Raw genomic sequence first — 26,966 nt, 5'->3', positions numbered from 1 at the left:
CAGGAAGAGGGAGACATGGGCGTACCTGACACCACCGGGCATGACGCGGAACTGCCCGCGATCGCCATCATCGAATCCGACGGAACCTTGATCGGCTGGACGCGAGCCGCCGAGCGGCTGCTCGGCTACCGCGCCGCCGACGTCGTGGGCCGTTCCGGCGCGCTGCTGCTCACTCCCGGCGACCACCACGAGCGGTTGTCGGCCTGGGCCCGTCAGAACGCCGACCTCGACCGCTGGTCGGGCCTGGCCGAGATCCGCCATCGCGCCGGCCACCCGATCCTGCTGCACGTCCAGGGCCATCGGCTGGCCGCAGCGCCGCGCAGGGGCGCATGGCTGCTGTCGGCGAACACGGCCGCCGGCGCCCATCCCGCCGTCTCCGTCCTGGAGCCGCTGGTCGACCGCTCGCCCGCGGCCCTGTGGATCTGGGACGGCGACCTGCGCCGCGTCTGGTGCAACGGGCCGGCCCAGCGGATGGAAACGCTCCTGCTGGGCGTCGGAGCCGGCGACCTGCCGGAGTTCGGCGACGTGGGAAGCGGGGCGTTGATGCGTCGGGTGCTCTCCGACGGCATCCCCGTGATCGACGCCGAGATACACCGCCCGGCGGTGGACGGGCAGGGCGACCGCATGCTGTCCATGTCGGTCTTCCGCCTCGACGGCGTGGACGGACAGCCGATCGGCGTGTGCACACTGGCCATCGACGTCACGCAGAGCCTGGCCCGCAAGCGGCTCGCCCTGCTCATCGAGGCGAGCGGGCGCATCGGCACCACGCTGGACGTCTGCAAGACCGCGCAGGAGCTGGCCGACCTGGCCATGCCGGCCCTGGCCGACTACGTCACGGTGGACCTCTCCGAGGCCGTGGTGCCGAGCGAGGAGCCGCCGCTGCGCCCGCCGGAGGGGATGCTCACCCCGGCCTTCCGCCGGGCGGGAATGGCGTCCATCCACACGTCGTTGCCGGAGACGCTCTGGCGGCCGGGGGTTCCGGTCATCGTGCCGCTGTCGGCTCCGCAGGCCAAGGTCCTGTACTCGGGCCGCTCCCACCTGGATACCGAGCTGGACCTCTCGCCGGGCACCTGGTTCGACCACGATCCCGACCGCGCCCGTCTGGCCCGCGAGACCGGGATGCACAGCGTGATGATCGTCCCGGTGCTCGCCAGGGGCGAGATCCTGGGCATCACCGTGTTCGTGCGCAGCCGGAACCCGGCCCCGTTCACCCCTGACGACCTGGTGCTCGCCGAGCAGCTCGTCGCCCGCGCCGCGCTCAGCCTGGACAGCGCCCGCCGCTACACCCGCGAGCGGGACACCGCCCGCGCCCTGCAGCGGCATCTCCTGCCGCGCAGCCTGTCGGGCTGCGACGCCGTCGAGTTGGCCGCCCGTTACCTCGCCTCCGACGTGTACGAGGGCGTCGGAGGCGGCTGGTTCGACGCGATCTCGCTGCCCCGCGGGCGGATCGCCCTGACCGTCGGCGACGTCAGCGGGCGGGGCGTCAACGCCGCGGCCACGATGGGCCGCATGCGCACCGCCATCCGCACACTGGCCTCCGTGGACCTGCCGCCCGATGAGCTGCTCACCCACCTCGACGAGCTGACCACGCTCCAGAACTCCGACCCGGACCTGTTCATCAGCGCCGCCTGCCTGTACGCGGTCTACGACCCGGCCACCCGCCGCTTCGTCGTGGCCGCGGCGGCCAACCCGCCGCCCGCGATCGTCTGCCCGGGCGGGGAGGCCACGTTCGCCCGCCTCAACACCGGCGCCTCGATCGGGCTCGGCCTCGGCCGCTACGAGGCCCTCGACCTGGAGCTGCCCGTGGGATCGCTGATCGTGCTGCACACCGAGGGCCTGGTCGAGAAGCGCGACAGCGGCGACCCGCGCACCGGTCAGGAACGGCTGAGAGCCGCCCTGAGCGCGGCGCCGCACCCGCTGGAGGAGCTGTGCACCAGCGTGATCGACACCATGATGGGCGGCTCATGCAGCGGCGAGGACGACGTCGCGCTCCTCGTGGCCCGCACACGCTGACCGGCCGCCGGCCCCCCGCCGGCGGCCGGAGTCCTGAATTACTTGAGGAAGTCGAGCAGCGCGGCGTTGACCTCGTCGGGATGCGTCCAGCCGATGGCGTGCGGGCCGCCGGGGATCTCCTCGTAGCGCAGGCCCGCGATGAGGGCGGGCAGCCGCCTGCCGGTGCTGTCGATGGGCAGGATGCGGTCGTCGTCGCCCTGCACCACCAGCACCGGCACGTCGAGCTTCGGCAGGTCGGCGCGGAAGTCGGTCAGCCAGGTGGCGACGCACTTGAGCGTGCCGATCGCGGAGGCGCCCACGGCGACGTTCCAGCTGAGCTGCCAGGCCTGCTCGCTGATCCGGGTGCCGCCCAAGGTGTCGACGTTGTAGAAGTCGTCGAGGAACGCCTTCAGGAACGCCGGCCGGTCCGCGACGATGGCCTGCTCGATGCCTTCGAAGACGCCGCTGTCGACGCCCTCGGGGTTGTCGTCCGTCTTGCGCAGGAACGGCTGCAGCGGCGCCAGCAGCACGGCCCTGCTCACCCGCTCGGAGCCGTAGGCGCCCAGGTAGCGGACGACTTCGCCGCTGCCCATGGAGAACCCGACGAGGGTGACGTCACGCAGGTCGAGCCGGTCGATGAGCGCCTTGAGGTCGGCGGCGAAGGTGTCGTAGTCGTAGCCGGTGACCGGCTGGCTGGACTTGCCGAACCCGCGCCGGTCGTAGGTGATCACCCGGTGTCCGGCGTCCAGCAGCGCGGGCACCTGCTTCTCCCAGGAGGCGCCGTTGAGCGGGAAGCCGTGGATGAGGATGACCGGGCTGCCGGAGCCGTGGTCCTCGTAGTAGAGCTCGATGGGACCGGAGTTCTCCTCGCCGACCTTGATGTACGGCATATGTGGTCCTTCTCCGTTCGGTGGATGGCGATCGTCGGCGGCTCTGCGCTGAGCCACGGCTTCATGGTGCTCGGACGAGCCGGGCCGCCCATCGGTCAAATGACTGCATCCACGACCACACCGCTCAGAACGCGACGTCGTCCCTGTTCAGCTTATCGCCCAGGGCGTCGCGCAGCGCGGCACGCGAGGTGATGCCGAGCTTCGGGAAGACACGGTAGAGGTGGGCGCCGATGGTGCGCGGCGACAGGTGCAGGCGCTGCGCGATCTGCTTGTTGGTCAGGCCGGTGGCGGCCAGGTGGGCGATCTGCCGTTCCTGCGGGGTGAGGCCCTCGTGCGGCGGCGACTGGCCCGTGGCGCGCAGCTCGTTGCGGGCGCGCTCGGCCCACGGCCGCGCGCCGAGGCGTTCGAACGTCTCCAGCGCCTGCGCCAGCTGGATCCGCGCCCGGTGGATGGCGCGGGTGCGGCGGCAGTGCTCCCCGTAGGCCAGGCGGATCCTGGCCAGGTCGAACGGCCAGCGTTCCGCGCCGGGCACGGCGAGCGCGCGCTCGAAGCGGGCGCCGGCCTCGGCGGCGGGCGCGGAGACGGCCGCCGCCCCCTCGACGGCCAGGGCGAGCCGCGCCGACATGTCGGTGAACCCGGCCTCCCGCATCGCGGCGACGTGCCGGCGGGCCTCGGCGGGCCGGCCGCTGCCGACCGCCGCCTCGACGAGCACCGGAGCGGCCCACATGACGAGCGGGACGTAACGGGCCAGCACACCGGGCGGGCTGATGGAGGCCAGGTCCTGGTAGGCCGCCTCGGCGTCTCCCCTGGCGAGCGCCGCCAGGGCGCGCACGTACCGGGCGTAGAACAGTACCTTGCCCGCGCGACGGGGCGTCCCCCAGCGGACCATCTTGTCGGCCAGCGCCAGCGCGGTCTCCTCGTCGCCCCGCTGCGCGGCCAGGATCGCCTGGACGAACCAGAGCGGCCACTCCAGCAGCAGGTAGCCGTGCCGGCGGCACAGCCGCAGCCCCTCCTCGGCCAGCTGGGCGGACTCGTCCCACTGGCCGATGAGCAGGTCGTCGAGGCTGAGGCTGATGAGCGCGCCGATGGCCGAGGTGACCGCACCGCCGTCGCGCCCGTCGCGGACGACCCGCCACAGCGCCTCCCGGCAGCACTGCATCCGGTCGTAGAAGAAGCCGGAACGGCCGATCCACACGATCCGGTCCTGGTCGGCCTCCTCCGGGAATCGGCTGATGAGGTCGTCCAGCTCCGCCAGCGTGGCGGGCGTGGCGTGCGCGGGGTCGGCGAAGATCGTCGTACACACCGCGAGCACCTCGGGCGGCCGCGGCGTCAGCCGGGCGACGATGGCCTGGAACGGCTCCCACAGCTCGGGGCGCGGGCCGGCGGAGAAGCACACGAGCAGCATGGTGAACAGCGCCTCCACCAGCGCGTGGTCGTCGGCGCGGAGCTCGCCGCCGCGCGCCTCGATCGCCCCCATCAGCAGCCGGTACGCCGTGTCGGCGTCGCCCTCCCCGTTGATCAGCAGGTACGCGGTCGCTACCGCCGCCTCCAGCGACCTGTCCAGCTCCGGGTCGGCCCGGCGCGCGTCGACGAGCAGGCGCGGCACGTCCCGCAGCCCGCCGGTCACGTTCGCCCCGACGTACGCGGCCTCGGCCAGCCGCCGGCTGCGGTCGGCGCTGCGCGGGCTGAGGTCGGCGGCGCGCAGCAGCGCGGCCACGGCGCCGGCCGCGTCGCCGCAGCGCAGCGCCCGGCGGGAGACCTGTTCGAGCAGCGCGGCCACCCGCTCGTCGGCGCCGATCGTGGCGTCGGCCAGCTGCCAGGCCTGGCGTTCCGGCTGGTCGGCCAGGGCGTCGGCGAGCGCCCGGCGGGCGCGGCGGCGCTCGGCCTCGGTGAAGAAGTTCACCACCGTGGAGCGGACGACGGGATGCCGGAAGATCAGCCGCCTGGTGGCCAGGTCGACCCCGGCCAGCCCGGCGCGCTCGGCGGGGCCCAGCTCCTCCAGGCAGCCGCCGGTCGCCGCCTCCAGCACGCCCAGGTCGCCCGTGCTGTCGAGGGCCGCGAGCAGCAGCAGCCGGCACGTCCTGGCCGGCAGGTCGGCGATGCGGGAGGTGAACAGCGTCTGGAGCCGCTGGCTGAGCGGCAGCACCTCGGGCAGCGCCTCGTCTCCGGCGCGCTGCAGGTCGCTCAGCACCTGCGGCAGCTCCACGAGCACGAGCGGGTTGCCCTGCGCCTCGGCGATCACCCGCCGCCGCACGGGCTCGGCCAGGCCGGGGAATCGCACGCCGAGCAGGCCGTCGGCGGCGGCGCCGTCGAGCGGGCGCACCTCGTGCTCGGGCAGCCCGCCGCGGTCGAAGAAGGTGTCCGGCCCCAGCCGGGAGGCGGCGATCAGGCCGACCCGGCTGCCGGCCAGCCGGCGCGCCATGAACCCCAGCACCCCCGCGCTGGAGCGGTCGAGCCAGTGCAGGTCGTCGACGACGATCAGCAGCGGACAGTCCTCGGCCACCTGCCGCAGCAGCGTCAGCGCGGCGGTGGACACGGTGAGGCGGTCGGCCATGGTGCCCTCGCCGAAGCCCAGCGCTAACGACAGCGCGGAGCGCTGCGCCATGCTGAGCCGGTCGACGTGGTCCTGGTAGACCGGGAAGAGCAGCTGGTTCAGCCCCGAGAACGCGATGTCGGCCTCGAACTCCACGCCGGCCACGCGCAGCACCCGGGTGCCGCACCCCGCCGCGGCGCGTGCCGCGGCCTCGAGCAGCACGGTCTTGCCCACGCCCGGCTCACCCGACAACACCAGGGCGGCGCCGTCCTCCGCGGCGCGTTCCAGGAAGTCCCGGATGAGCGTGAGCTCCGTGTCCCGTCCGACCAGCCCCTTGAGCTCGCCGGACAGGCGTTGATCAACATATTCCCCGACATCGTTCATTCCGGTCGCCCCCCGCGCGATCGCAACGTGAACAGGTTACGGCGGCTCATCCCCAATGCAGTAACCAAATGTGGTCATTTGACTTAAGTCCCCACGAAACCATCGCACACAGACTTCGACCCATGGGTATCGACCTCACCGCCGAAGCGGCTTCCCGCCACCAAGCGCCGACCGTGCGCGGTCCGTCCGAGGAGCCCGTCGTCCTGACGATCAACGGTAGGCACCACACGGTCGGCCTCGAACCCCGCGTGAGCCTGCTCGACGCGCTGCGCGACCGGGTGGGCCTGACCGGCTCCAAGAAGGGCTGCGACCAGGGCACCTGCGGCGCCTGCACGGTCTGGGTGGACGGCCGGCGGGTGCTCGCCTGCCTGACCCTGGCGATCGCGTGCGAGGGCCGGCAGGTCACCACGATCGAGGGCCTGGCCGCCGACGGGGAGCCGCACCCGATGCAGCGCGCGTTCGTCGAGCACGACGCCTTCCAGTGCGGCTACTGCACCCCGGGTCAGATCATGTCGGCCATCGCCCTGATCGAGGAGGGCAACGCCGAGACCGACGAGGACATCGCCGAGTTCATGAGCGGCAACATCTGCCGCTGCGCCGCCTACCCGGGCATCCGCCAGGCGATCAAGGACGTACGCGACGCGCGGGAGCGCCCATGAGACCACTCGGCTACGCCCGCGTCAGCACGGTCGCCGAGGCCGTGGAGGTCGTCGCCGCCGACCCGGCCGGCGCCTTCCTGGCCGGCGGCACCACCGAGATCGACCTGGTCCGCCTCGGGGTCGCCCGGCCCGACCTGCTGGTCGACATCAACGACCTGCCTCTGCACGACATCGACGACCTGCCCGGCGGCGGCGTGCGGATCGGCGCCCTGGCCCGCATGAGCGAGGTCGCCCGCACACCGGCGATCGCCGGCCGCTACCCGGGCGTCGCGCAGGCGCTCCTGCTCGGCGCCTCCCAGCAGCTGCGCAACATGGCCTCGATGGGCGGCAACCTGTGCCAGCGCACGCGCTGCGCGTACTTCAGGGACGGCGTCTCGCCGTGCAACAAGCGGGAGCCGGGCACCGGCTGCTCGGCCCTGGACGGGCTCAACCGCGGCCACGCCATCCTCGGCACGAGCGAGCACTGCGTCGCCACCCACCCGTCCGACGTGGCCGTCGCCCTCGTCGCCTTCGACGCGGTCGTGCACACGGCCGGGCCGGGCGGCGTCCGCCGCATCCCGATCGACGACTTCTACCTGATGCCCGGCGACACGCCGGACCGGGAGAACCCGCTGCGGCACGGCGAGCTGATCACCGCGATCGACCTGCCGCCGGCCGGCATCGCGGAGCGGTCGGTCTACCTGAAGTTCCGCGACCGCCAGTCGTACGAGTTCGCGCTCGTCTCGGTCTGCGCGGCGGTGCGCGTGGAGGACGGCGTCGTCACCGAGGCGCGCGTGGCGCTCGGCGGCGTCGGCACCAAGCCCTGGCGCGCCCGCCTCGCCGAGCAGCGCCTGCTCGGGGTGCCCGCCACCGCCGAGTCGTACGCCGCCGCGGCCGCGTACGAGCTGAGCGCGGCGGTCCCGAGGCGGCACAACGCGTTCAAGGTGGAGCTCGCCCAGCGGGCGATCGTCCGCGGCCTGACCCAGGCCGCGCGGGGAGGTATGCGATGAACACCGCGATCGGCCGGCCCGTCGACCGGGTCGACGGGCACGCCAAGGTCACCGGCGGCGCCCGCTACACGGCGGAGATCTCCCTGCCCGGCCTGACGTACGCGGCCGTCGTGGGAGCGCGGATCCCGAGCGGCCGGGTGGAGGCCGTGGACGCCTCCCGCGCGCTCGCCGCGGGCGGCGTGCTGGCCGTCCTCACCCACGAGAACCTGCCGGAGATCGTGGGGCAGCCGCACCTGCTGCCGTCGCTGCTCGGCGCCGCCGCGCCCGGCCAGAGCTTCTTCCCGATGCAGGACGCGGCCGTGCACTACGCCGGCCAGCCGGTCGCCCTGGTCGTCGCCGAGAGCCACGAGCAGGCCCAGTACGCCGCCTCGCTGGTGGACGTGACCTACCGGCGCGAGCCGTCGATCACCTCCATCGACGAGGGCCGCGACCGGGTGTACGAGGCGCAGCGGCTGTTCGGCGGGCTCATGCCCGGCCGCGACGAGCGCGGCGACGTCGAGACGGCGCTGGCCGAGGCGCCGGTGCGCGTCGAGGCCGGCTACCGGTTCGCCGCCAACCACCACAACGCGCTCGAGCCGCCGGCCACCACGGCGGTGTGGCAGGACGGCCGGCTGACCCTCTACGACTCGACGATGGGCATCCGCGCCACCCAGCTGACCGTGGCGCACCTGCTCGGGCTGCCGTTGTCGCACGTCCGGGTCATCACGCACTTCGTCGGCGGCGGCTTCGGCTCGAAGGCGATGACCTGGCCGCACGTGACGCTCGCCGCGATGGCCGCACGGCACGTCGGCAGGCCCGTACGGCTGGCGCTCACCCGGGCGCAGACGTACACCTCCAACGGGCACCGCGAGGAGCAGGAGCAGTCGATCTCGCTCGGCGCGACCCGGGACGGGCGCCTGACCGCGATCCGCCACCACAAGCTCTCGATCACCTCCCGCTTCGACGACTGGGCGGAGCCGGCGACCGGGGTGTCCTCCCAGCTGTACGGCGTCGAGCACTACGAGGGCGTGCACAGTCTGATCCAGGGCAACACGATGACGCCGACGTTCACCCGCGGGCCCGGTGAGACGCTGGGCGTCTTCACGCTGGAGACCGCGATGGACGAGCTCGCGTACGAGCTCGGCGTCGACCCGGTGGAGCTGCGGCTGCGCAACCACGCCGGCGCCGACCCGCGCGGCAATCCCTGGTCGAGCGACGGGCTGGCCGAATGCCTGCGCCTCGGCGCGGAGCGGTTCGGCTGGCACGGGCGCGACCCGAGGCCGCGCGTCCGCCGGGACGGCGACTGGCTGATCGGCACCGGGATGGCCGCGGCGGCGTACCCGGTGGCGTTCTTCATGCCGGAGCAGCGCGCCCGCGCCCGCGTGTACGAGGACGGCAGCGCGGTCGTGCAGACCGGCACCCAGGAGTTCGGCACGGGGGTGCTGACCGTGGCCACGCAGGTCGCCGCCGACGCGCTCGGCCTGCCCCTGGAGTCCGTACGGTTCGAGGCGGGCGACACCGACCTGCCGAACACCTCGGCCGCGGTGGGCTCGGCCGGCGCCGGCATGGTGAGCGCCGCCGTGCACGCCGCCGCGACGGCGCTGCGCGACCGGCTCGTCGCGATGGCGGTCGCCGACGCGGCCTCGCCGCTGCACGGCGCGGATCCGGCGGCCGTGGAGGTCGCCGACGGGCGGATGCGGCTGCGCGACCGGCCAGGGACCGGGGAGTCCTACGCCGACCTGATGATCCGCCACCGGCTGGCGGACGCCGAGGCGGTGGGCAGCTGGACGCCGCCGCCGCTGGACACCCCGCACGGCCTGCTGACCTTCGGCGCCCAGTTCGCCGAGGTCGCCGTGGATCCGGATCTCGGCCTGGTCCGGGTCCGGCGCATGGTCGGCGTGTTCGCGCCGGGACGGGTGCTGAACCCCAAGCTGGCGCGCAGCCAGCTCGTGGGCGGCATGGTGTGGGGTCTGAGCCAGGCGCTGCTCGAAGGCAACGAGATGGACACCCGCCACGGCCGCTGGGGCGCGAGCAACCTCGGCGAGTACCTCGTGCCGGTCAACGCCGACATCCCGGAGATCACCGTCGAGTTCGTCGAGGTCGAGGACGACGTCGTGCCGCTCGGGATCAAGGGTGTGGGCGAGATCGGCCAGGTGGGGGCCGCCGCGGCCGTGGCCAACGCGGTCTTCCACGCGACCGGGCGCCGCCTGCGGCGGCTGCCGCTCGCCGCCGAGCTCGTCATGGACCCGCCCGCGTCCTCATGAGCGACGTCCCTCTGCCCGACCGCCCTCTCCTCACCGCCCACCGGCGTCCCCACCTCGACGCGGAGCTGTGGCGGCACGCCCGCCAGCCGGGTCTCGGCCTGATCGGCCTGGTGCTCGTGCTGCCGGTGGCCGTCCTGCTCTCCGTCGGCGTGGGCGGCCCCGAGGGGTCGGTGCTGGTGCTCGGCCCGCTGATCACGTTCTCGCTGCCGGTGGTGGCGATGATCGCGTTCTGGTGGGAGGACTGGCCCGGCTCCAGCCTGCGTCCCGGCTGGTCGGGACCGGCCGACACGCTGGTGATCGCGTTCGCCGGGATCCTGCTGACCCTGCTCGCCCAGGCCGTGGTCGACCGGCCCGACCTGCGCGGCGTCTTCGATCCCACCCCCGGAGCGGGGCATGCGGCCACGTTCCCGGCCACCATGTCGATCGGGGGCGGCGCCTTCGTCGCGATGCTGCAGATCACCTTCGCCTGGGAGGGCTGGCCGCTGCGGCGCCTCGGCAGGATCGCCTCGGGGGCGTGCGCGCTGGCGGTGGCCTGGGCGGCGGCCCTGGTGGTGCACTTCGCGGTCGAGCGCGGCGGGTTGGTGAGCGGCTCGGAGCTGGGGGCGCTGCTCGTGCTCACCGGGCTCTGGCAGGTCGGGATCTACGTCGTCTGGCGCGGCTGGCCGTTCGCCGGGCTCGGCCGGCGGTGGGTGCGGATCCTGTCGGCCAACGTCGTCGTCGTGGGCGGGGCCTTGCTGACGTACGCGGCCGTGCACGTCGCGGGCGAGGTGCGCACGGACGTCATCACCGCCGTGGCGGGGCAGCTCATCGCCGCGGGCCTCGTGGTCGGGATCCTGTTCGAGGGGTGGCTGCAGTCGCGCCTGCCGCCCGCGGCCGAACGCGTCGTCTCCCTCGCCGCCGTGATCGTGCTCGCCGCCGTCCTGTCGTTCGCGCTGGAGGCGTACGCGGCCACGCTCGCGTGGGACAGAGCCACCGCCGACGACTGGGTCGGCCACGTCGGGCTCAACGCCCTCGGCCTCGCCGTCATCCTGCACGTCGCGATAGCCCGCCGCTGGCCCTTCACCTCGGGCTCCCCCTCCTGAGTCGGCGACTCCCTCTGGCCGGCCGCACGCTGACGGAGTCGAACGCGCGCGGCGCCGCACCCGGCGAAGCGGCGGTGCACCGTTGGCACGAACGGCACGAAACGGCAGCGCCGCTCCTCACCGCGCTGGTGGCACCCGTCCACCGTCAGTAGTTCATTCGGAATTCACCAAAAGGGCGAATGGGACAAACAGCCATAAAGATACTCTTTCGTACATATTGTCCGGACAGCATGTTCGATGATCGTCAGGGAGGGCCTGATGGCGCGGCATGCCGGACATAGGGGGAAAGAGACATGGAAGCTGAGAACAAAGCACCGAATGACGGCGGCCTCTCTCGGCGACGGGCGCTGGGGCTGTTCGGCGGGGTCGGCGCCGGGGCCGCGGCCGCGGCGCTGACCAGCACCGCGGCGCGTGCTACTGCTCTCACGCACGGAGAGAACGGGCATTCGGGGCATTCATCCCCGACGTACGTCCTGATTCCCGGTGCCTGGCACGGCGCCTGGTCCTGGGAGCCGGTGGCGAAGCGTCTGCGCGCGGCCGGCCGTCGCGCGGTGGCCCTCACCCTTCCCGGCCTCGGCTATGAGGACGATCCCGCCGGGTTGCGGCTTGAGGACGCGATCGACCATGTGGTCCGCCAGGTCAAGAAGCTCTCCGGCAAGAACGTGATCATGGTTTGCCACAGCTGGGGCGGTTACCCGACGACCGGGGCCGCCGCTCGCCTGCGGAACCAAGTCACCGAGGTCGTCTACTTCAGCGCCTACGTTCCCCGGCCCAACACGTCATCCGTGGCGGAGAACCCGCCGGAGGTCCGGGCTCTCATCGAGCAGATCATCTCGTCCTCTCCGGGCCGGGCCTGGACGGCCGGCCTCGAGGATGTCGTCAAGCCGCTGCTCCTGCCGGGATTCCCGGAGGAGGCCCAGCGCATGCTCCTCGAACTGCTGACCCCGCAGCCCGGCGCCTACATGCTGGACGTCCTGCGTGCGCCTCTGGTGACCGATCTCGGGATCCGCGCGCGGTATCTGCTCGCCGGGAACGACACGGCCCTGCCGCGACCGGGAGCCGAGTTCGCCGCACGTCTCGGGCTCAAGCCGGAGATCATCCCTGGTCTGACCCATGAAGGGATGATCACCCACCCTGACGAGGTCGCCCAGGCCGTACTTCGGGCGAACGCGTAGCCGGCAGCCCGCTGAACCATGGGAACGGCACCACTCCGTCAGGGGTGGTGCCACGTTCGTTCCCGGCGCCGGGCGTCGGCGGCGGTGGGAACGAGCCGCGCGAAGGGTCCGTCCTTCCGGTTTGAGCCGTCGCGGGTTGCGGCGTTCTGGAGTCGCTCGACTCGTCCGGCGCGGCCCGTCGTCACCTGGATCCAGCCCAGCGCCTCAGCCGGTCATCACGGCGCGCCGGACGCTTTCGCCGAGCAGGGCGCGGCGGCGTTCGTGCAGCTCGGCGGGCTCGTCGGTGCTGGCGGCATAGACGTTGCTGACCGGCGACCAGGCCATGGACATCGCGATGACCAGGGCCATCACGTCGAACGGGTCGCCAGGGCGCACGATGCCCGCCGCCTGGGCCTCGGCGATGGCGCGCAGCTTGGGGTCGTCGAGGCGATCGGCCTCCTCGACGAGATGGCCGGCCGGGCGGCGCTCCAGGCGGGCCCAGGTGGCCAGCCGGATGAGGTCGGGGCGGCGCAGGTATTCGTCGTAGAGGCGCACGGCCCAGTCGGCGAGGTCGGTGCCGTCGATCGGCACGACGTTCATGATCCGTTCCAGCGAGCCGAAGAAGATCGCGTCGAACAGCCCTTCCTTGCTGCCGAAGTAGGCGTAGAGCTGCGCCTTGTTCGTACGGGCGGCGGCGACGATGCGTTCGATGCGTGCCCCGGCGATGCCGTGCTCGGCGAACTCGCGGGTCGCCACCTCCAGGATGCGCTTGCGGGTGGCGGCGCCACGGGAGGTCAGCTGCTGGTCGAACATGCCCGCCAGGCTACCAAACAGACCATTCGGTTTGCTTGCCGTCCGAAGCGAGGTTAGTGTCAAACAGACCGAACAGTCTGTTTATAGGAGTCTCCCCATGAGGACCACAGTGGGCTGGCGAGCGGACGGCCCCACGACGCCGCTGCGGCGGGCGTCCCTCGAACGGCGCGACCTGCGTCCCGACGACCTCGCCGTACGGGTGGACTACTGCGGCGTCTGCCACAGCGATCTGCACGCCGTGGCCTCCCATCCCGGCGGCGCGCTGGTGCCGGGCCACGAGTTCACCGGGGTCGTGACCGAGGTCGGCCCGGACGTCACCGGCTTCGCCCCCGGCGACCCGGTCGCGGTCGGCAACATCGTCGACTCGTGCGGCGTGTGCCCCATGTGCCGGGCCGGCCAGGAGAACTTCTGCCACGAGTTCCCGACCCTGACCTACGGCGGCACCGACCGCCACGACGGATCGACCACCCTGGGCGGCTACTCCCGCGAGTACGTCGTCCGCGACCGGTTCGCCTACCGCCTGCCCGCCGGTCTCGACCCCGCCGGCGTGGCCCCGCTGCTCTGCGCCGGGATCACCGTCTGGGAGCCGCTACGCGCCCTCGGCGTGGGGCCGGACACCCGCGTCGCCGTAGCGGGGCTCGGCGGCCTGGGGCACCTCGCGGTCAAGCTCGCCGTCGCGCTCGGCGCCGAGACCACGGTCATCAGCCGATCGCCCGACAAGGCGGACGACGCCCGCCGTCTCGGCGCCCACGACCTTCTCGTGTCCACGGATGCGGCGCGGCTGGCCGACGCCCGGGACCGGTTCGACGTCGTCATCGACACCATCTCCGCCGACCACGACCTCGGCCCGTACCTGCGGCTCGTCGCCATGGACGGGACGCTCAGCCAGGTCGGTCACCTCGGCCCGGTCACCGTGCAGACCACCGACCTGCTGATCGGGCGCAAGAGGCTCGGCTCGGCGGGCAGCGGCGGCCGGCCCGCGACCGCCGCCCTGCTGGACTTCTGCGCCGAGCACGGCGTCACCGCCGACATCGAGCTGCTGCCCTCGGCTCAGGTGAACGAGGCGTTCGACCGCCTCCGGCGCAATGACGTCCGCTACCGGTTCGTCCTCGACCTGTCGGACTTGTCCTGATCGGCAGGCTCCTCGTCCGTGACGGTGAAGCCACCGCTGCCGTCGAAGGTCACGGTGCGCACGGCGTCGAACCCGTCCGACCGGCGCGGGCGGCGCAGCCGCCGGAACGTGGCCCGCACGCCGACCTCCGGCACCCGCGACCGCCCGAGGCGCAGCAGGTTCCGGGCCAGGGAGGCGGGCAGGTCGGGCGGGAACCAGTAGGCCACCACGCGGGCGCCGCGCTCCTTGGCCAGCACGACGAGCGGGCTCCACTCCTCGGGAGAGGGGTTGGTGTTGTCCACGGCGACGTCGCGGCCCTGCTCCAGCGCCTCCGCGACGAGCCTGAGCTGGCGCCGCTGACGGTGGCGGGCGTTGGGGAAGGCGTCCTTGCTCACGTGGACGTGCGTCTCCGCCATCCGGCGGCGGTAGAACGTGCTCTTGCCCGACGCCTGCAGCCCCACGAGCACGGCCACCTCGCTCACGCGCGCACGACCGCGACCGGGCAGGAGACGTGGCGCAGCACGCCGTGGCTGACCGAGCCGAGCACCGCCGCGGCCAGCCCGCCGCGGCCGTGCGAGCCCACCACGACCAGGTCGGCCGTCTCGGAGATCCGGGTCAGGGCCGGCACGGGGTGGTCGCGCGGCTGGTCGTCGGTGATGATCAGGCCGGGGTTGCGCTCCCGCCACGGCTGGACCCGGGCGCGCGCCGTCTCCAGCTCCGCGCGTACGGCCTCCTCGATGAGGTCGTCGTAGGCCGGCGCGTACGGGGCCGGCACCGGCACCGGCCAGGCCGTGACCACGTGCAGCTGCGCCAGGCGGGATCGGGCCTGCTCGACGGCGAACTCCATGGCCGCCTCCGCCTGCTCGGACCCGTCGTAGCCGACGACGACCCGGCCGTACTCGACGACGCGGGGGCCGCGGACGACGACGACCGGCGCGTGCGCGTGCCCGGCCACGCCCATGCTGACCGAGCCGGCCACCATCCCGGCGAACCCGCCGCGCCCCCGGCTGCCCACCACGAGCGTGTCGGCCTGCGAGGAGGCGGCGATGAGCTCGCCGACGACGTTCCCGGTACGCGACTCCGCGGTGACGGCGACGCCCCCGGTCAGAGCGTGTGCCCGGGCGGCGGCGTCCTCCAGCAGGCCGGCGCTCTCTTCCGCGGGCTCGCCCACGTGCACGATCAACAGGTCGAGCTCGCGTCGCCGGGCGTCGGCGGCGGCCCACTCCACGGCCGCCACGGCCGGCGCGGACCCGTCGAAGCCGACCACGATCCGTCTGGACATCGCCCACCCCCTCACGAGGAGAAGTGCTCCCTTACAGCCTCGCAAAGCCGGCGCCCGCCGCGCAGGTCAGGCCCGGCCCCTGGCGCCACCCCGTTGATCGCTGTTAGCGTCGGAGGCGGTGCGCCGGGAAGTCTGGTCGGCAGGTCCCCCGTTCCCGACCGCGAAGGATGCCCCCATGCGCGCCCGAGACCTGCTCGCCGACTTCCCCACCGTCGGCCTCGACTCCCCCGTGATCGACGCGGCCCGGCTGCTGGCCGACCAGGATCTGCCCGGCCTCATCGTGGTCGGCGACGACGGCACGCCGGTCACGATCCTGCCCGGCACCGAAGTGCTGCGGCTGGCCGTGCCCGCGTACTGCCAGGACGATCCCGCGCTGGCCCGCGTGGTGGACGAGGCGCACGCCGACGCGTTCCTGCACGGGCTGGACGGCCGCACCGTGCGCGAGGCGCTGCCCGGACGGCGGCGCGAGCTGCCGCTCACCGACCCCGACGCCACCGTGCTGGAGCTGGCCGCGCTCATGGCCCGCACCCGCAGCCCGCTGGTCGCCGTGGTCGGTGACGACCGTCGGCTGATCGGCGCCGTGACCCTCCAGGCACTCGTGGACCGGCTGCTCGCACCCTGACCGGCTCCCCGCACAACCTTTCGGCGGCCAGGGCGCGTTGGGAAGGGGTGAGAGGAGGGGCGCATGGAAGGACACGACGGCCCCCGCCTGCGGGCCTCGGCGCGCACCGCCCGTCCCGCCGGAGAGGTGGGCCGGTGACGAGGCTGCGCCAGGCCATGAAGGAGCTCGCCGAGCAGGCGCCGCCGGTCGACCTGGCCGACACGGCCATCGCCCGGCACCGGCAAAGGCGCCACGCCCGGCTCACGGCGGTCGTGGCGCCGGTCGTGGCGGCGGTCGTCGCGGCCGTCGTCGCGGCGGTGGCCACGACGGCGGGCGGGGTGGCGCTGTGGCCCCGCGCGGCCGAGCCGGCGGCGCCACAGGTGGTGGCGGAGGAAGCAGGGACCGTACGCGACCTGCCCGGCGGCGCGGTGGGCGCGATCAGCCACGCCTACCTGTCGCCGTGCGAGCGCAACCACCCGATCGTCACGCCGACCTGCGACGCCTCCGAGTGGCGGGTGGTCACGCGCGGCGGCGCGATCTACCGGGTCCGGGAGGCGCTCGTCTCGACCGACGAGGAACCGCGGGTGCCTATCGCGATCAGCCGGAACGGGCACGCGCTGGCCTACTACAGCAGGGAGGCCCGGGCGCACGTCGTGCGCGACCTGGTGACCGGCGCCGAGGTGACCTCGCCGGTCGCGGTGGCGGAGGAGCGGATCGGCACGGGCTCGCAGCTCGTGCTCTCCGACGACGGCCGCTACCTCGCCTTCGACCCGCACGTGGGCGGCAGGGAGCCCGGCACGATCATCGACATGCGCACCGGCAGGACGGTGTCGGTGCCCGGCCGGTACGTGCTCTACGGCATCAAGGACGGCGTCGCCGAGCTGGTCCGGCACGTCAAGACCGACCTGTGGCTGCGACCGGTCGCGGGCGGCGGCAAGGAGGTGCGGTTCGACGGCACGTTCCTCTGGTTCAGCGAGCTCGCCCCGGACGGCCGCACGGTGGCCGCCGTCGAGCACATGGACCTGCCGAAGCCCGCCCTCACCCTGCTCGACGCCACGACCGGCCGGCGGCTGCGCAAGGTGCCCGTCGCCGGGCTGCCGCCGGACGCGAACCTGCTGGGCACCGGCGTCTGGCGGAGCCGCGACGAGGTGGAGATCGTCGTCTCCAGCGGGAAGCGTTACCACTCCTACGCCGTCGACGCCCGCACCGGACGCGCCCGCCAGGTCGCCGTCTACCCGCAGGAGCTGCAGTTCTCGACCCTGACGCTGCCCGGCGTCCTCATGCGCTAGAGCCCACCACACCCGAAACGGAACCGTCTTGACGTCTTTCAGCCGCGTCCTCACCGCCTGCGTCGCCGCGGCGGTGCTGTTGTCCGCCTGCTCCAGCGCCGGCGCCACCGAGCCGGCCCCGCGGCAGGTCACGGTCCAGGCGCCCGAGCGCGACACCATCACCGTGGGGTTCGTGCCGTCGGCCGAGGCCGCTCCGCTGTTCCTGGCCCGGTCGGAGGGCTACTTCGAGGAGGCGGGGCTCACCGTGGAGCCGCCGGCCATCGTGGGCGGCGGCGCGGCGATCCCCGCCATGCTGGCCGGCCGGCTGGACCTCGTGCAGGCCGACTACGTCGCGGCGTTCCTCGCCCGCAGCAGGGACCTTCCGATCGACGTCACCGGGGAGATGCACCGCGCGGCGCCGGGGGCGTACGGGCTCGTCGTCCCGGCCCGTTCCCCCATCAGGAAGGTCGCCCAGCTCAAGGAGAAGAAGGTCGCGGTCAACGTCCTGGTCGGCACCGCCCAGCTCACGATCGACGCCACGTTGCGCGGGCACGGCCTGTCGTCCGAAGCCCTCGTCCTGCGCGAGACGCCCTTCCCTGACATGACCGCCGTGCTGAAGAAGGGCACCGCGGACGCCGCCTGGCTGCCGGAGCCGTTCCTGTCCGCGGGGCTGAAGAGCGGTGCGCTGCGGCTGCTGGCCGACCCCATGACCGGCCCCGCAGCGGGCCTGCCGACCGCCGGCTGGATGACCTCGGCGACCTGGCGCACGGCCAACCCGCGGACGCTGGCCGCCTTCCAGCGGGCGCTCGCCAAGGCCCAGCGTCTGGCCGCCGCCGACCGCAAGAAGGTCGCGTCGATCCTGCCGACGTACATCCGCGTCCCCGCGTCGGCGGCCGCCCGCGCGACCCTGGGCGCCTATCCGGCCAGGACGGACACCCGGCGGCTGCAGCGCGTCGCCGACCTCATGCTCGACCTGAAGTATCTGCGCGAGCGGCTGGACGTGAAGACGTTCGCCGCGGCGGGCTGAGGGGTCACGCCTCCACGAGGGCGGGGACGCCGGTCAGCGCGGGCAGGAACGGCACTGGCCAGTCGTCCTCGCGGTACTTCGACTTCGCGCTCGGGGCCATGCTGCGCGGCTTCGCCGCGCTCTGAACGCCCTCAGGATCGGGGGCGCAGGGCGAGCAGCGCGACGTCGTCCATCACGTCGTTGCGCATGCGGCCGAGGATCTCGGTGCAGAACACCGGCAGCGGCAGGCCGGCCAGCGCGGCGGCGTGCCGGCTCAGGCGGCTCATGCCCTCGTCGAGAGACTCCTCGCGGTTCTCGATGAGACCGTCGGTGTAGAGCAGGACGGTGCCGCCCGGCGGGATGGGCGCGACGGCGTCGGTCCGCTCCATGGCCAGGCCGGTGCCGAGCAGCAGGCCCTCGGCCCCCTCCAGGAAGACCGCGCCGCCGTCGTCGCCGACCAGCAGCGGCGGCGGATGCCCGGCGCTGGTCCAGCGCAGCCGCCATCGTCCCCGCTCGCACCGCTCGGCCAGCGCCAGCACCAGCGTGGCCATCAGGTCGCCGGCGATGTACGGCAGCGCCTCGTCGAGCCGGGCGACCACCCGGCTGGGTGACGTGCGCTCGGCCCAGGCCATCGTGCGCAGCATGTTGCGGATCTGCGACATGTCGGCCGCGGCCTGCAGGTCGTGGCCCGTCACGTCGCCGATGACGAGCGCGGTCAGGCCGCCGGGCAGCGGGAACGCGTCGTACCAGTCGCCGCCGACGCGGGAGCCGCGCGGCGCGGGCTGGTAGCGGGCGGCCATCTCCAGCTCCTCGATCGCGGGCAGCGGGCTGATCAGGTGGCGCTGCATGGTCTCGGCGATGCGGCGCTGCACCTCGTACATGTCGGCGTTGTCCACGGACAGCCCGGCGCGGCCCGCGATGTCGTCGATCAGCGACAGGTCCGGCATGTCGAAGTCGGGAGTGGGCGCGCACCGGGCGAGCGAGATCGCGCCCAGTACGCGGCGCGGGGTGCGCAGCGGCGCGATGACCACCGAAGTGGGCCTGATGTGGTCGAACAGCCTGCGCTGGAAGACGCAGAACGGTGACCCGTCGCGACTCGCCAGGTCGTGCCCGGTGAGCAGGACCGAGGGGCTGCCGCGCAGCACCCGGGCCATCGGCGAGTGGGAGAGCTCGTCCGATGCGGGCAGCACCCCCTCCCACTGCCTCGCAATGGCGTTGTCCTCCCTGTTGCCGGAGACGATCGAGACCCTGCGCAGCTCGCCGCCGGGGCCGAGCAGGTCGATCACCGCCCAGTCGGCCAGCCGGGGCACCACCAGCCGGGTGAGCCGCCGCAGTGCCTCCTCCTTGTCCAGGGTGGAGGCCAGCACGGTGCTGATCTCGGCCATCAGTGACAGCCGTCCGGCCAGTTCCTCGAGCACGGACAGGTGGGCCGCCTGCTCCTGTTCGATCGCCTTGTGCCGGCGCAGGTCGTAGAAGAGCACGACCGCCCCCAGGCGGCCGTCCAGCTGGATCGCCGCCCCCATCAGGCCGAGGGGTATGAGCTCCCCGTCGCCCCGGACGAACCACGTCTCCTCGGTGTGCACGCTGTCGGCCATCTCGAGCGCCTGGATCTGCGGGCACTGGCTCCGGGGCAGTTTGCTGCCGTCGGGGTTGCGGTGCAGCAGGTCGTGCGCGTCGGCGCCGATCAGCTCGCGGGCGGAACGCCCCAGCACCTGCTCGGCGTACGGGTTGATCATGATGATCCGGCCGCACTCGTCGAGGATGTAGAGGCCCAGGTGCACCCCGTGGAGGAGTGCTCGCATGAGTTCCTGGCTGAGCCCGTACCTCTCCGCAGCGGGAACGGCGTCGCTGGGTTCCATAGTGATCCCACCATCACACCTGTCCGGCCCTGTCCAGCGGGCCATACGGGACCCACGATTTCGCAAAATGTCGGGCGCCTTCACGGACAGGTCAGGCAGTCAACCCATCCGTCACACCCACCCCTTCTGTCCCGTACGAATGGCGCCGCGTCGGCTGAAGGCCGCAAACTTTACCCAGCCCAGAGTCCCGGCATACACGGGGTTTCAGCGCCTTTAAGGCGAAAAAACACGCGATTCCGATACGTACCACTTGCACTCCCTATGGAGAGGTGCATACCTTTTTACCTATTCGCGGCAAAGGTCAGATGACCTCTCGTCGCTTCGTTGACAGGACCGTACGCCGCTCCCAGATCGGGAGCCGTGCGGCCGCCGAATCCGCCTCTCGCGGAACCGGGGACCCACCTTTCTGGGGTGAATCGGACACCAGCCGCACGCTGCGCCCGTAGGGCACTTCCAAGCCCGAACCCGTCAGCTAACCCGGTAGGCGGCATGGAAGCTAGGAGTCAATGCCCTCATGCTCGTCCCCCGTACCCTGAAGAGTCGCCTCGATCTGCCCGTCAAGCGTGTCGGCCTCGCCGTCGGCGGCGCCGTCCTGGCGGCGTCCACCGCCTTCGCCGCCCTGCCCGGCGCCGCGCAGGCCGCGCAGGTCACGCCCGCCGACCGCGCTCCGGCGCCCGCCGCCGAGGCCGGGCCCCTCACCTACGGTCTCGACGTCTCGCACTACCAGCCCACCTACGACTGGGCCGACAGCTCCGCGCAGTTCGGCATCATCAAGGCCACCGAGGGCACCGACTTCGTCGACTCCTCCTTCGCCAGGCACTGGCGCGAGCTCGGCAAGAAGGGCATCGTCCGCGGGGCCTACCACTTCGCCCACCCGGGCAACGACGCCGTCAGCGAGGCCAAGCACTTCCTGTCCGTGGTGAACTCGCAGCCCGCCAAGGCCGGCGACCTGCTGGTGCTCGACCTGGAGAGCGCCGACGGCCAGTCCGTCGACGAGGTCAACGCCTGGGCCAAGACCTGGCTGGGGTACGTGAAGGAGAAGACCGGGATCACCCCGATGTTCTACAGCGGCTGGAACTTCGCCGACACCTACGGCAAGGGCCTGTCGGAGTACCCGCTGTGGGTCGCGCACTACAGCAAGGCCAGGGGCCAGGTGAGCCCGCCCGCCGACTGGAAGTCGTGGACGATCCACCAGTACACCGACTCCCCCATCGACCAGAACGTCTCCGCGCTGACCGTGAACCAGCTGCGTGACCTGGGCCGCCGTACCGCCTGACCACTTCCCCGCATGAGCGCGGTCCCCGCGGCCGCGCCCGGCGGGGCCCCTCCCCGCGCCGACAGCCACGCGCATCGGACGCCGGGGCGGCGGCCCCGTCGGGCCCCTCGCACACCAGGAAGCCACGGCCGTGCGGCCGTGGCTTCCGGTTGTTGGACGTCGGTCGAGCCGCGTCACGCCGGGGCGTAGACCCGGTGGACGAACTCGGCCAGCTTGCTGTCGGGCAGCTCCTTGGCCAGGTCGGACTCGCTGACCATGCCGACGATCCGGTGGTTGTCGATCACCGGCAGGCGCTTGATCTGGTGCTGCTCCATCTTCTGCAGCGCCTCCTCGACGCTGGTGTGAGCCTCCACCCACACCAGCCCGCGGGCCAGCTCGCCCGCCGTGGTCGTGTCGAGGTTCTTGCCCTCGGCACAGCATTTGACCACGATGTCCCGGTCGGTGATGATGCCCTTCAGCCGGTCGTCCTCACCGCAGATCGGCAGCGAGCCGACCGACATGTCGCGCATCATTTCCGACGCCCGGCGCAGGGAGTCGTTCTCGCCGACGCAGGCGGCTCCCTTGTGCATGACGTCCTGGACGGTCTTGCCGACTCCTGAGGTACCCATATCGGCCTCCCGTGGTAGACGAACCGGGTTCACCGCTCCCCTACCCCTCAGATCGAGGCTCAGTAGCGGTCAGCGCCCGTAGGTTCCGACCAATGTGCCCGAGGCCAGCGTGTTGCCGTCGATCGCGCGCCGGAACTCGTCGGCGGAGAAACCGTCGGACAGCCCGGACGGCCGGGTCAGCGCGAAAAGCCGGAAGAAGTAGCGGTGCGGCGCGTCTCCGACGGGCGGATGCGGGCCGCCGTACCCCTGCCCGCCGTAGTCGTTGCGGCCGGCGGCGAACCCCTTGAGGTCGGCGCCTGGGTCGAGCCCCGTCGTGTCGGGCGGGATGCCCGCGACCAGCCAATGGGTGAAGGTGCCCATCGGCGCGTCCGGATCGTCGCACAGCAGCGCCAGCTCGGCCGCGCCGTCGGGCACGCCCTCCCATTCCAGCTCCGGCGACAGGTCCCCGGCCTCGTGGGAGTGCTCGTACGGGATGAGCGTGTGGTCGTTGAAGGCGCTGCTGCGCAGTGTGATGCCAGCCATGCCTGCCCGCTGCCCCTGCTCCCCCGCTCCACACCCGACCCGCGAAGCACCTGGTCAACGGCCAAAGCAGGCGATGCCACCGGATGCCAGCGCCTACCTGGATTTTCCGCGACACGGAGACATGAGCCAGCGAGCCGCCCGGCGCTCGTTGGGATGCTCACTGCTATGACGCTGGAGGAACAGGACCCGGAGCTCGGCCCGGAGCACTCACCGGCGCTCGCGGCGGACGTCCGCGCCGCGCGCGGCCGGTACCGGGAGCTGCTGAAGCGGCTCGACGCCCGGCTCGACGAGCCGGGCCCGCAGGTCTCGACCGTCGCGTACGTGGCGCTCGCCGCCCAGCTCGCGCTCGCCCACGCGGTCGAGCTGGCGTCCCTGCTGCACGGCGAGGACCTGGAGGCGAAGGCGGCCAAGCTCGTGGACGCGGTGTGGGACGGCGTGCGCCTCGACGTCGCGCGGGAGAGCTGCGCCCGCAGCATCCGCGCGAGCTGGTCGGCGAGCCTGGCCGACATGCTGGAGGAGTGCGACCTGGACGAGCAGGTGCCGCCGCGGGCGGTGATGGCGCTGGCGGCGACGCTGGCCGCGGGCCTGGTCCAGGCCCAGGTGGAGCCCGAGCACTGGCCGCTGCGCGAGATGGCGCGGACGGTGACCAAGCAGTCTCTGCAGTCGGCCGTGGCCGGCCGCCGGGACGAGGCGATGGCCCATTGGTTCGCCTCGTTCGGACGTATCCGGCCCCGCTGAACGTTACGGCGCGGAGCGGGCGGGGGTGCTGTCGCGCAGGACGACGCGGGTCGGCATCTCCGCCGACAGCTCCGCGCCCGCCGCCTCGTCCTGCGCCAGCGCGAGCCGCATGGCCCACGTGCCGGCCTCCCGCAGCGGGACGGTTACGGAGGTGAGCGCGGGGACGACGTCGACCGCCGAGGCGATGTCGTCGAACCCCGCCACCCCGATGTCGGCGCCCGGAACGACGCCGGCGTCGCGGAACGCGGTCATGGCGCCGATCGCCATCACGTCGTTGACCGCGAACACCGCCTCCACGTCCTCGAACCCGCGCGCCACCAGCCGCCGTGCCGCCTCGTAACCGCCCTCCCTGGTGAAGCCGGTCTCAATGGCGAGCGGCTCGGGCACGCCGCAGCCACGCAGCCCGGCGAGGAAGCCCTCGTGCCGGTCGCGGGACGTGCGGATCGCGGCGGGCGCCACGAAGACGGCGAAGCGGCGGTAGCCGGCGCCGAGCAGCGCCCGCGCGAGCCGTTCCGCGCCGCCGCGGTTGTCGATGGTGACGGTCGGGAACGGCAGGTCCCGCTGGCTGATCAGCACCACCCGCCCGCCGGCCGTACGGTAGTGGCGCAGCTCCTCCACCAGGGCGTCGCCGGTGCCGGCGCCGTCGACGCGGCTGCCGGCGACGATGATGACGCGCGGACGCTGGCCGCGCAGGGTCCTGACGATCTCCAGCTCGCGTTCGGGCGAGCCCTCGGCCACCGCCATGGTGACGATGAGCCGGTCCGCCTCCGCCGCCCGGCTGACCCCGGCGGCGATGGCGGAGAAGTAGGGGTCGGCCACGTCGCGCACCACCAGCGCGACGGTCCTGGTCGAGCCCTTCGCGATGGCCTGCGCCGACAGGTGCGGCTGGTAGCCGAGCTTGGCCGCCGCCGCCCGCACCCGGGAGGCGTTCTCCGACCTGACGTTGCGCGTGCTGCCGTTGAGCGCGCGCGACGCCGTGGCGATGGAGACGCCGGCCTCCCGGGCGACGTCGTGCAGCGTTGGCGGGGACTTGGGCCCGTCGTGCATGCCGGTCATTGTGGCATCGGCGTCACGCGCCCGCGGCTCCCTCGACGGCGAGCCCCTGCGAGACCCGGAAGTCGTCGATGGTGACGCTGCCGTAGTTGGAGCTGTTGGCGTAGTAGTCGACCTGCGCGACGGCGTCCAGCGGGGCCCGGAAGGCGGCGTCGTCCAGCACGCGCCGGCCGTCGAGGTACAGGTCGAAGTGCTGGTTGACGGTGTCGATGACGGTGGAGACGCGATACCGGCGGCCGGGTTCGTAGGCGCCGAGCGTCTTGGTGGCCGTGCCCTCGTAGGCGACGATCGTGTCCTTGGTGAAGGCGACGCTGACGGCGTTCTGGCCGTTCGTGCCCCTGATGTACGGCACGCCCCACCAGTGGTTGCCGGAGGTGTACGGCTCCTCGCTCATGACGTTCGCCTCGACGGTCACGATGCCGTTCAGAGCGAACGTCCGGGACAGGCTGGTGCTGCCGCTGTCGGCGGTGCGGGAGAGCCTGGCGCTCTTGCCGTCCGGCGTCTCGACGACCTCGACGCTGCCGCCCGCGCTGCTTACCACGAGGCCGTCGCCGCTGGTCAGAGGCCCGGCGGGCAGGTCGTCGAAGGTGTGCTCGGCCACGGTCTCGGCGGTCGGGCCCAGCAGGAGCAGCGAGCCGGCGTCGGTCTCGGTGGCGGGCTCCACGGTGACGCCCGTCCGGGTCGCCGCGAGGTGACCGGCGGCCTCGGCGCGGACCGTGTACCCCTCCCCCATCGGCACGTCCGCCACGGCGAAGCCGCCGTCGGCGCCGCCGGCGGCGGTGGCGAGCGGGCGGTCGCCGTCCAGGACGGTGACGGTGGCGCCGGGCAGCGGCCGGGCGGCCTGGTCGAGGACGCGGCCGGTGATCGAGCCGGCCGTGCTGTTCGGGGTCAGGGTGAGGTCCGCCGTGGTGACGTTGCCGTACCGGACGCGGGCGGTGACGGTCGCCTGGTCGTAGTCGTCCTTGGCGGCCGTCACGGTGACGTCGCCGAAGCGCACGTCCTTGACCGCGTACCGGCCGTCGGGGCCGGTGGTGGCGCTCGCGCCCGCCACGGTCACGGTGGCGCCGGCGACCGGGTTGCCCGACGGGCCGCGCACGGTGCCGATGACCGCCTCGCCCTTCGCACCCCTGGCCGTGGCGTACTCGAAGGCGCCGAGGTCGGGAGCGCCGTTGTACAGCGGCCGGCCCGCGTAGTCGCGCCCGCCGTTCCCGTCGATCCGCGTGCCCGTGTCGATGGCGTACGAGCCGGAGGTGACGCGCAGCCCGTACGCGGTCTCCAGGCGCGGGCCCGTCTCCGGCGTGCCGTAGGGGCCGTCGAGGGGGGCGTCGGCGAAGTGCGGGTCGGCGATCACCGCGTGCTCGTCACCCTCGGGCACCGCGAGATCCGCGCCGCCGTACAGGTTGTGGTCGTAGGTGATGGTCGGGCTCGTCGTGAGCGTCGCGGGCCGCGTCGAGTACACCACGTTGTCGCTGATGTCGTAGCGGGCTTCGAGGTACGAGCCATATCCGTAGATGAGGTACGCGGATTTGTCGTTGTAGATCGTGTTGTTGTAGATCTTGGCGCTGGCGGCGCGGTCGGAGTGCAGGTAGATCTGGTAGCGGCTGTTGCCCGCGATGACGTTGTACCTGACGACGGCGTCACCGAAGGCGAACTGGCACAGCAGCACGCCGTCGCCGTTGTCGTGGATGTAGTTGTACTGCACGACGTGCCGGGTGGTGCCCTTGTCGGGGTCGATGCCGTTGGAGTCGGCGCCGCCGGCCTTCTGCTGCGTCTCGTACACCTCGTTGAACTGGATCGTCACGTCGTCGGAGAAGTACGACTCGATGCCGGAGGTGCCGGTGCGGTGGACGACGTTGTGCTCGACGCGGCCGCCGCGCACGTTCGTCAGGTAGACGCCGTTGCAGCCGTGGTCCGTGCCGGCCTGGCTGATGTGGTTGTTCCTGATGACGATGTTCGTGTGCGGGGTGAACCTGGGGTCGTCCGCGCTCTGCCGGGTGCCCCAGCCGGTCGCCGTCGCGATGGTCTCGCCCGCGTCGTTTCTGCCGTCGCCGGTGTACTGCTTGACCACGATGCCGGCGAACGACGTGTCGGCGACGACGGAGTTCTGGATCACCACGTCGTTCAGCACGGTCGCCCGCTCCGGGGGCGCGGTGATGTCGGGCACCGTGGTGTCGAAGACGATGCCGCCGGTCTTCTTCGAGCCGTCCCAGCCGGTCTGGAAGCGCACGCCGGGCGCGTTGTCGGCGATGCTGCCGCCGATCCAGTTCACCTGGCCGGTGACGTCGTGCACGTGCACGCCGTCGATGACGAAGCCGTCGAGGGTCTCGCTGTTGTCGCCGGAGACGTGGATGCCGCGCAGGTCCCGCAGGTTCTCCCCTGGGGTGCCGGTCGGCGGGACCTCGTTGGTGACCTCCAGGTTGCGGATGGTCCAGTACTCCTGGTTGAACAGCCGCACGGCGTCGCCGACCTGTCCCGCGCCGTCGATGCGCGGCTTGCCGCCCTTGCCGTAGGCGTCGACGGTGACGGGCGCGCCGCTCACGCCCGAGCCCTTGGGCCACAGCCGGCCCTGCCAGCGCTGTCCCGCGCGCAGCAGGATGCGGTCGCCGGGGGCGAACGTGGTCGCGTTCACCTTCTCCAGGCTCTTCCAGGCGTGCGCCCGGTCGCGGCCGGAGGCCGAGTCGTCGCCGTGGACGGCGTCGACGTAGTAGGTCGTGCCCTTGGTCGCCGCCGCGGCGGGCGCGGCGGGCAGGGCGGCGGGCAGGGCGGTCAGGGTGAGCGCCGCGGCCATGGCGGCGCCCAGGAACAGTCGGACAGCGTGCATCGCCACGCTCCTTGAGAAAGCCGGCGCGCCCGGGCACGCCGGCGGCCGATCAGCTCGGGTCTGGGGGTGTGGGCGGGTGCCG

General features: G+C 72.8%; 22 protein-coding genes and 1 riboswitch. Of the genes, 12 read left to right on the top strand and 10 right to left on the bottom strand.

Features of this window, described 5'->3' with window-relative positions; all coding sequences use genetic code 11:
• Positions 1-15 precede the first annotated feature (15 nt).
• Positions 16-2,013 carry a SpoIIE family protein phosphatase gene (locus ACIBP6_RS04980; RefSeq protein ID WP_397048854.1) on the top strand — a complete coding sequence of 666 codons (1,998 nt, stop codon included), beginning with the start codon at positions 16-18 and terminating at the stop codon, positions 2,011-2,013.
• Between the two features lie 38 nt (positions 2,014-2,051).
• On the opposite strand, the gene ACIBP6_RS04975 is transcribed toward ACIBP6_RS04980, so the two are convergent.
• The gene (locus tag ACIBP6_RS04975; RefSeq protein ID WP_397048852.1) at positions 2,052-2,882 is read right to left on the bottom strand and encodes an alpha/beta fold hydrolase; all 831 of its coding nucleotides are present in this window, start codon (positions 2,880-2,882) and stop codon (positions 2,052-2,054) included.
• Positions 2,883-3,006: 124 nt separating this feature from the next.
• Positions 3,007-5,799, bottom strand: a complete 2,793-nt coding sequence (locus ACIBP6_RS04970) for a helix-turn-helix transcriptional regulator (protein ID WP_397048850.1) — start codon at positions 5,797-5,799, stop codon at positions 3,007-3,009.
• Between the two features lie 122 nt (positions 5,800-5,921).
• Between ACIBP6_RS04970 and ACIBP6_RS04965 the strand changes: the two genes are divergently transcribed.
• From ACIBP6_RS04965 to ACIBP6_RS04945, 5 genes are all read left to right on the top strand, one after another.
• Positions 5,922-6,458, top strand: coding sequence for a (2Fe-2S)-binding protein (locus ACIBP6_RS04965; RefSeq protein WP_397048849.1), 537 nt, complete (start codon positions 5,922-5,924; stop codon positions 6,456-6,458).
• A complete protein-coding gene (locus ACIBP6_RS04960; RefSeq protein ID WP_397048847.1) occupies positions 6,455-7,447 on the top strand; it encodes an FAD binding domain-containing protein in 993 nt (330 codons plus the stop codon). Before ACIBP6_RS04965 ends, ACIBP6_RS04960 begins: the two co-directional genes overlap by 4 nt.
• Positions 7,444-9,690 (top strand): xanthine dehydrogenase family protein molybdopterin-binding subunit, encoded by a 2,247-nt coding sequence (locus ACIBP6_RS04955; protein WP_397048845.1) that lies wholly within the window; start codon positions 7,444-7,446, stop codon positions 9,688-9,690. Before ACIBP6_RS04960 ends, ACIBP6_RS04955 begins: the two co-directional genes overlap by 4 nt.
• Entirely contained in the window at positions 9,687-10,772 is a 1,086-nt protein-coding gene (locus ACIBP6_RS04950) for a hypothetical protein (protein WP_397048843.1), read from the top strand. Before ACIBP6_RS04955 ends, ACIBP6_RS04950 begins: the two co-directional genes overlap by 4 nt.
• A 293-nt stretch (positions 10,773-11,065) precedes the next feature.
• A complete protein-coding gene (locus tag ACIBP6_RS04945) occupies positions 11,066-11,947 on the top strand; it encodes an alpha/beta fold hydrolase (protein ID WP_397048841.1) in 882 nt (293 codons plus the stop codon).
• Between the two features lie 204 nt (positions 11,948-12,151).
• Here ACIBP6_RS04945 and ACIBP6_RS04940 read toward each other — a convergent pair whose 3' ends face one another.
• Positions 12,152-12,739, bottom strand: a complete 588-nt coding sequence (locus ACIBP6_RS04940; RefSeq protein ID WP_397048840.1) for a TetR family transcriptional regulator — start codon at positions 12,737-12,739, stop codon at positions 12,152-12,154.
• A 97-nt stretch (positions 12,740-12,836) separates the two neighbouring features.
• Between ACIBP6_RS04940 and ACIBP6_RS04935 the strand changes: the two genes are divergently transcribed.
• Positions 12,837-13,871 carry an NAD(P)-dependent alcohol dehydrogenase gene (locus tag ACIBP6_RS04935; RefSeq protein ID WP_397048838.1) on the top strand — a complete coding sequence of 345 codons (1,035 nt, stop codon included), beginning with the start codon at positions 12,837-12,839 and terminating at the stop codon, positions 13,869-13,871.
• Here the strand turns inward: ACIBP6_RS04935 and ACIBP6_RS04930 are convergent.
• Both ACIBP6_RS04930 and ACIBP6_RS04925 read right to left on the bottom strand, forming a co-directional pair.
• Entirely contained in the window at positions 13,835-14,332 is a 498-nt protein-coding gene (locus ACIBP6_RS04930) for an AAA family ATPase (RefSeq protein WP_397048837.1), read from the bottom strand. The genes ACIBP6_RS04935 and ACIBP6_RS04930 overlap by 37 nt on opposite strands.
• Positions 14,329-15,132 (bottom strand): universal stress protein, encoded by an 804-nt coding sequence (locus ACIBP6_RS04925; protein ID WP_397048835.1) that lies wholly within the window; start codon positions 15,130-15,132, stop codon positions 14,329-14,331. Before ACIBP6_RS04925 ends, ACIBP6_RS04930 begins: the two co-directional genes overlap by 4 nt.
• A 175-nt stretch (positions 15,133-15,307) precedes the next feature.
• Here ACIBP6_RS04925 and ACIBP6_RS04920 point away from each other — a divergent pair, with 175 nt between their 5' ends.
• The 3 genes from ACIBP6_RS04920 (at position 15,308) to ACIBP6_RS04910 (ending at position 18,028) form a co-directional block, all read left to right on the top strand.
• On the top strand, positions 15,308-15,754 hold the full coding sequence (locus ACIBP6_RS04920; RefSeq protein WP_397048833.1) for a CBS domain-containing protein: 447 nt from the start codon (positions 15,308-15,310) through the stop codon (positions 15,752-15,754).
• Positions 15,755-15,888: 134 nt separating this feature from the next.
• The gene (locus ACIBP6_RS04915; RefSeq protein ID WP_397048831.1) at positions 15,889-17,022 is read left to right on the top strand and encodes a hypothetical protein; all 1,134 of its coding nucleotides are present in this window, start codon (positions 15,889-15,891) and stop codon (positions 17,020-17,022) included.
• Between the two features lie 28 nt (positions 17,023-17,050).
• Positions 17,051-18,028 carry an ABC transporter substrate-binding protein gene (locus ACIBP6_RS04910; RefSeq protein ID WP_397048829.1) on the top strand — a complete coding sequence of 326 codons (978 nt, stop codon included), beginning with the start codon at positions 17,051-17,053 and terminating at the stop codon, positions 18,026-18,028.
• 131 nt (positions 18,029-18,159) lie between these two features.
• Here ACIBP6_RS04910 and ACIBP6_RS04905 read toward each other — a convergent pair whose 3' ends face one another.
• Positions 18,160-19,866 (bottom strand): SpoIIE family protein phosphatase, encoded by a 1,707-nt coding sequence (locus ACIBP6_RS04905; RefSeq protein WP_397048827.1) that lies wholly within the window; start codon positions 19,864-19,866, stop codon positions 18,160-18,162.
• Between the two features lie 357 nt (positions 19,867-20,223).
• A riboswitch (cyclic di-AMP (ydaO/yuaA leader) is annotated at positions 20,224-20,368 on the top strand.
• A gap of 12 nt (positions 20,369-20,380) precedes the next feature.
• Here ACIBP6_RS04905 and ACIBP6_RS04900 point away from each other — a divergent pair.
• Positions 20,381-21,142 carry a glycoside hydrolase family 25 protein gene (locus ACIBP6_RS04900; protein WP_397048825.1) on the top strand — a complete coding sequence of 254 codons (762 nt, stop codon included), beginning with the start codon at positions 20,381-20,383 and terminating at the stop codon, positions 21,140-21,142.
• Positions 21,143-21,315: 173 nt separating this feature from the next.
• On the opposite strand, the gene ACIBP6_RS04895 is transcribed toward ACIBP6_RS04900, so the two are convergent.
• The gene (locus ACIBP6_RS04895; protein WP_132615362.1) at positions 21,316-21,750 is read right to left on the bottom strand and encodes a CBS domain-containing protein; all 435 of its coding nucleotides are present in this window, start codon (positions 21,748-21,750) and stop codon (positions 21,316-21,318) included.
• 69 nt (positions 21,751-21,819) lie between these two features.
• The gene (locus ACIBP6_RS04890; RefSeq protein ID WP_397048823.1) at positions 21,820-22,272 is read right to left on the bottom strand and encodes a YbhB/YbcL family Raf kinase inhibitor-like protein; all 453 of its coding nucleotides are present in this window, start codon (positions 22,270-22,272) and stop codon (positions 21,820-21,822) included.
• Between the two features lie 165 nt (positions 22,273-22,437).
• On the opposite strand from ACIBP6_RS04890, the gene ACIBP6_RS04885 reads away from it, so the two are divergent.
• Positions 22,438-23,010: a hypothetical protein gene (locus tag ACIBP6_RS04885; protein WP_397048821.1), complete on the top strand. Its 573-nt coding sequence runs from the start codon at positions 22,438-22,440 to the stop codon at positions 23,008-23,010.
• Between the two features lie 3 nt (positions 23,011-23,013).
• Here the strand turns inward: ACIBP6_RS04885 and ACIBP6_RS04880 are convergent, their stop codons facing one another.
• Both ACIBP6_RS04880 and ACIBP6_RS04875 read right to left on the bottom strand, forming a co-directional pair.
• On the bottom strand, positions 23,014-24,057 hold the full coding sequence (locus ACIBP6_RS04880; RefSeq protein ID WP_397048819.1) for a LacI family DNA-binding transcriptional regulator: 1,044 nt from the start codon (positions 24,055-24,057) through the stop codon (positions 23,014-23,016).
• Positions 24,058-24,079: 22 nt separating this feature from the next.
• On the bottom strand, positions 24,080-26,884 hold the full coding sequence (locus ACIBP6_RS04875) for a carboxypeptidase regulatory-like domain-containing protein (protein WP_397048817.1): 2,805 nt from the start codon (positions 26,882-26,884) through the stop codon (positions 24,080-24,082).
• Positions 26,885-26,966 lie beyond the last annotated feature (82 nt).

The organism is Nonomuraea terrae, assembly GCF_044465245.1.
In the GTDB taxonomy this organism is placed as follows: domain Bacteria; phylum Actinomycetota; class Actinomycetes; order Streptosporangiales; family Streptosporangiaceae; genus Nonomuraea; species Nonomuraea terrae.
Note: the sequence above shows the minus strand (reverse complement) of the source record. Positions and strands in the feature narration are given on the sequence as shown.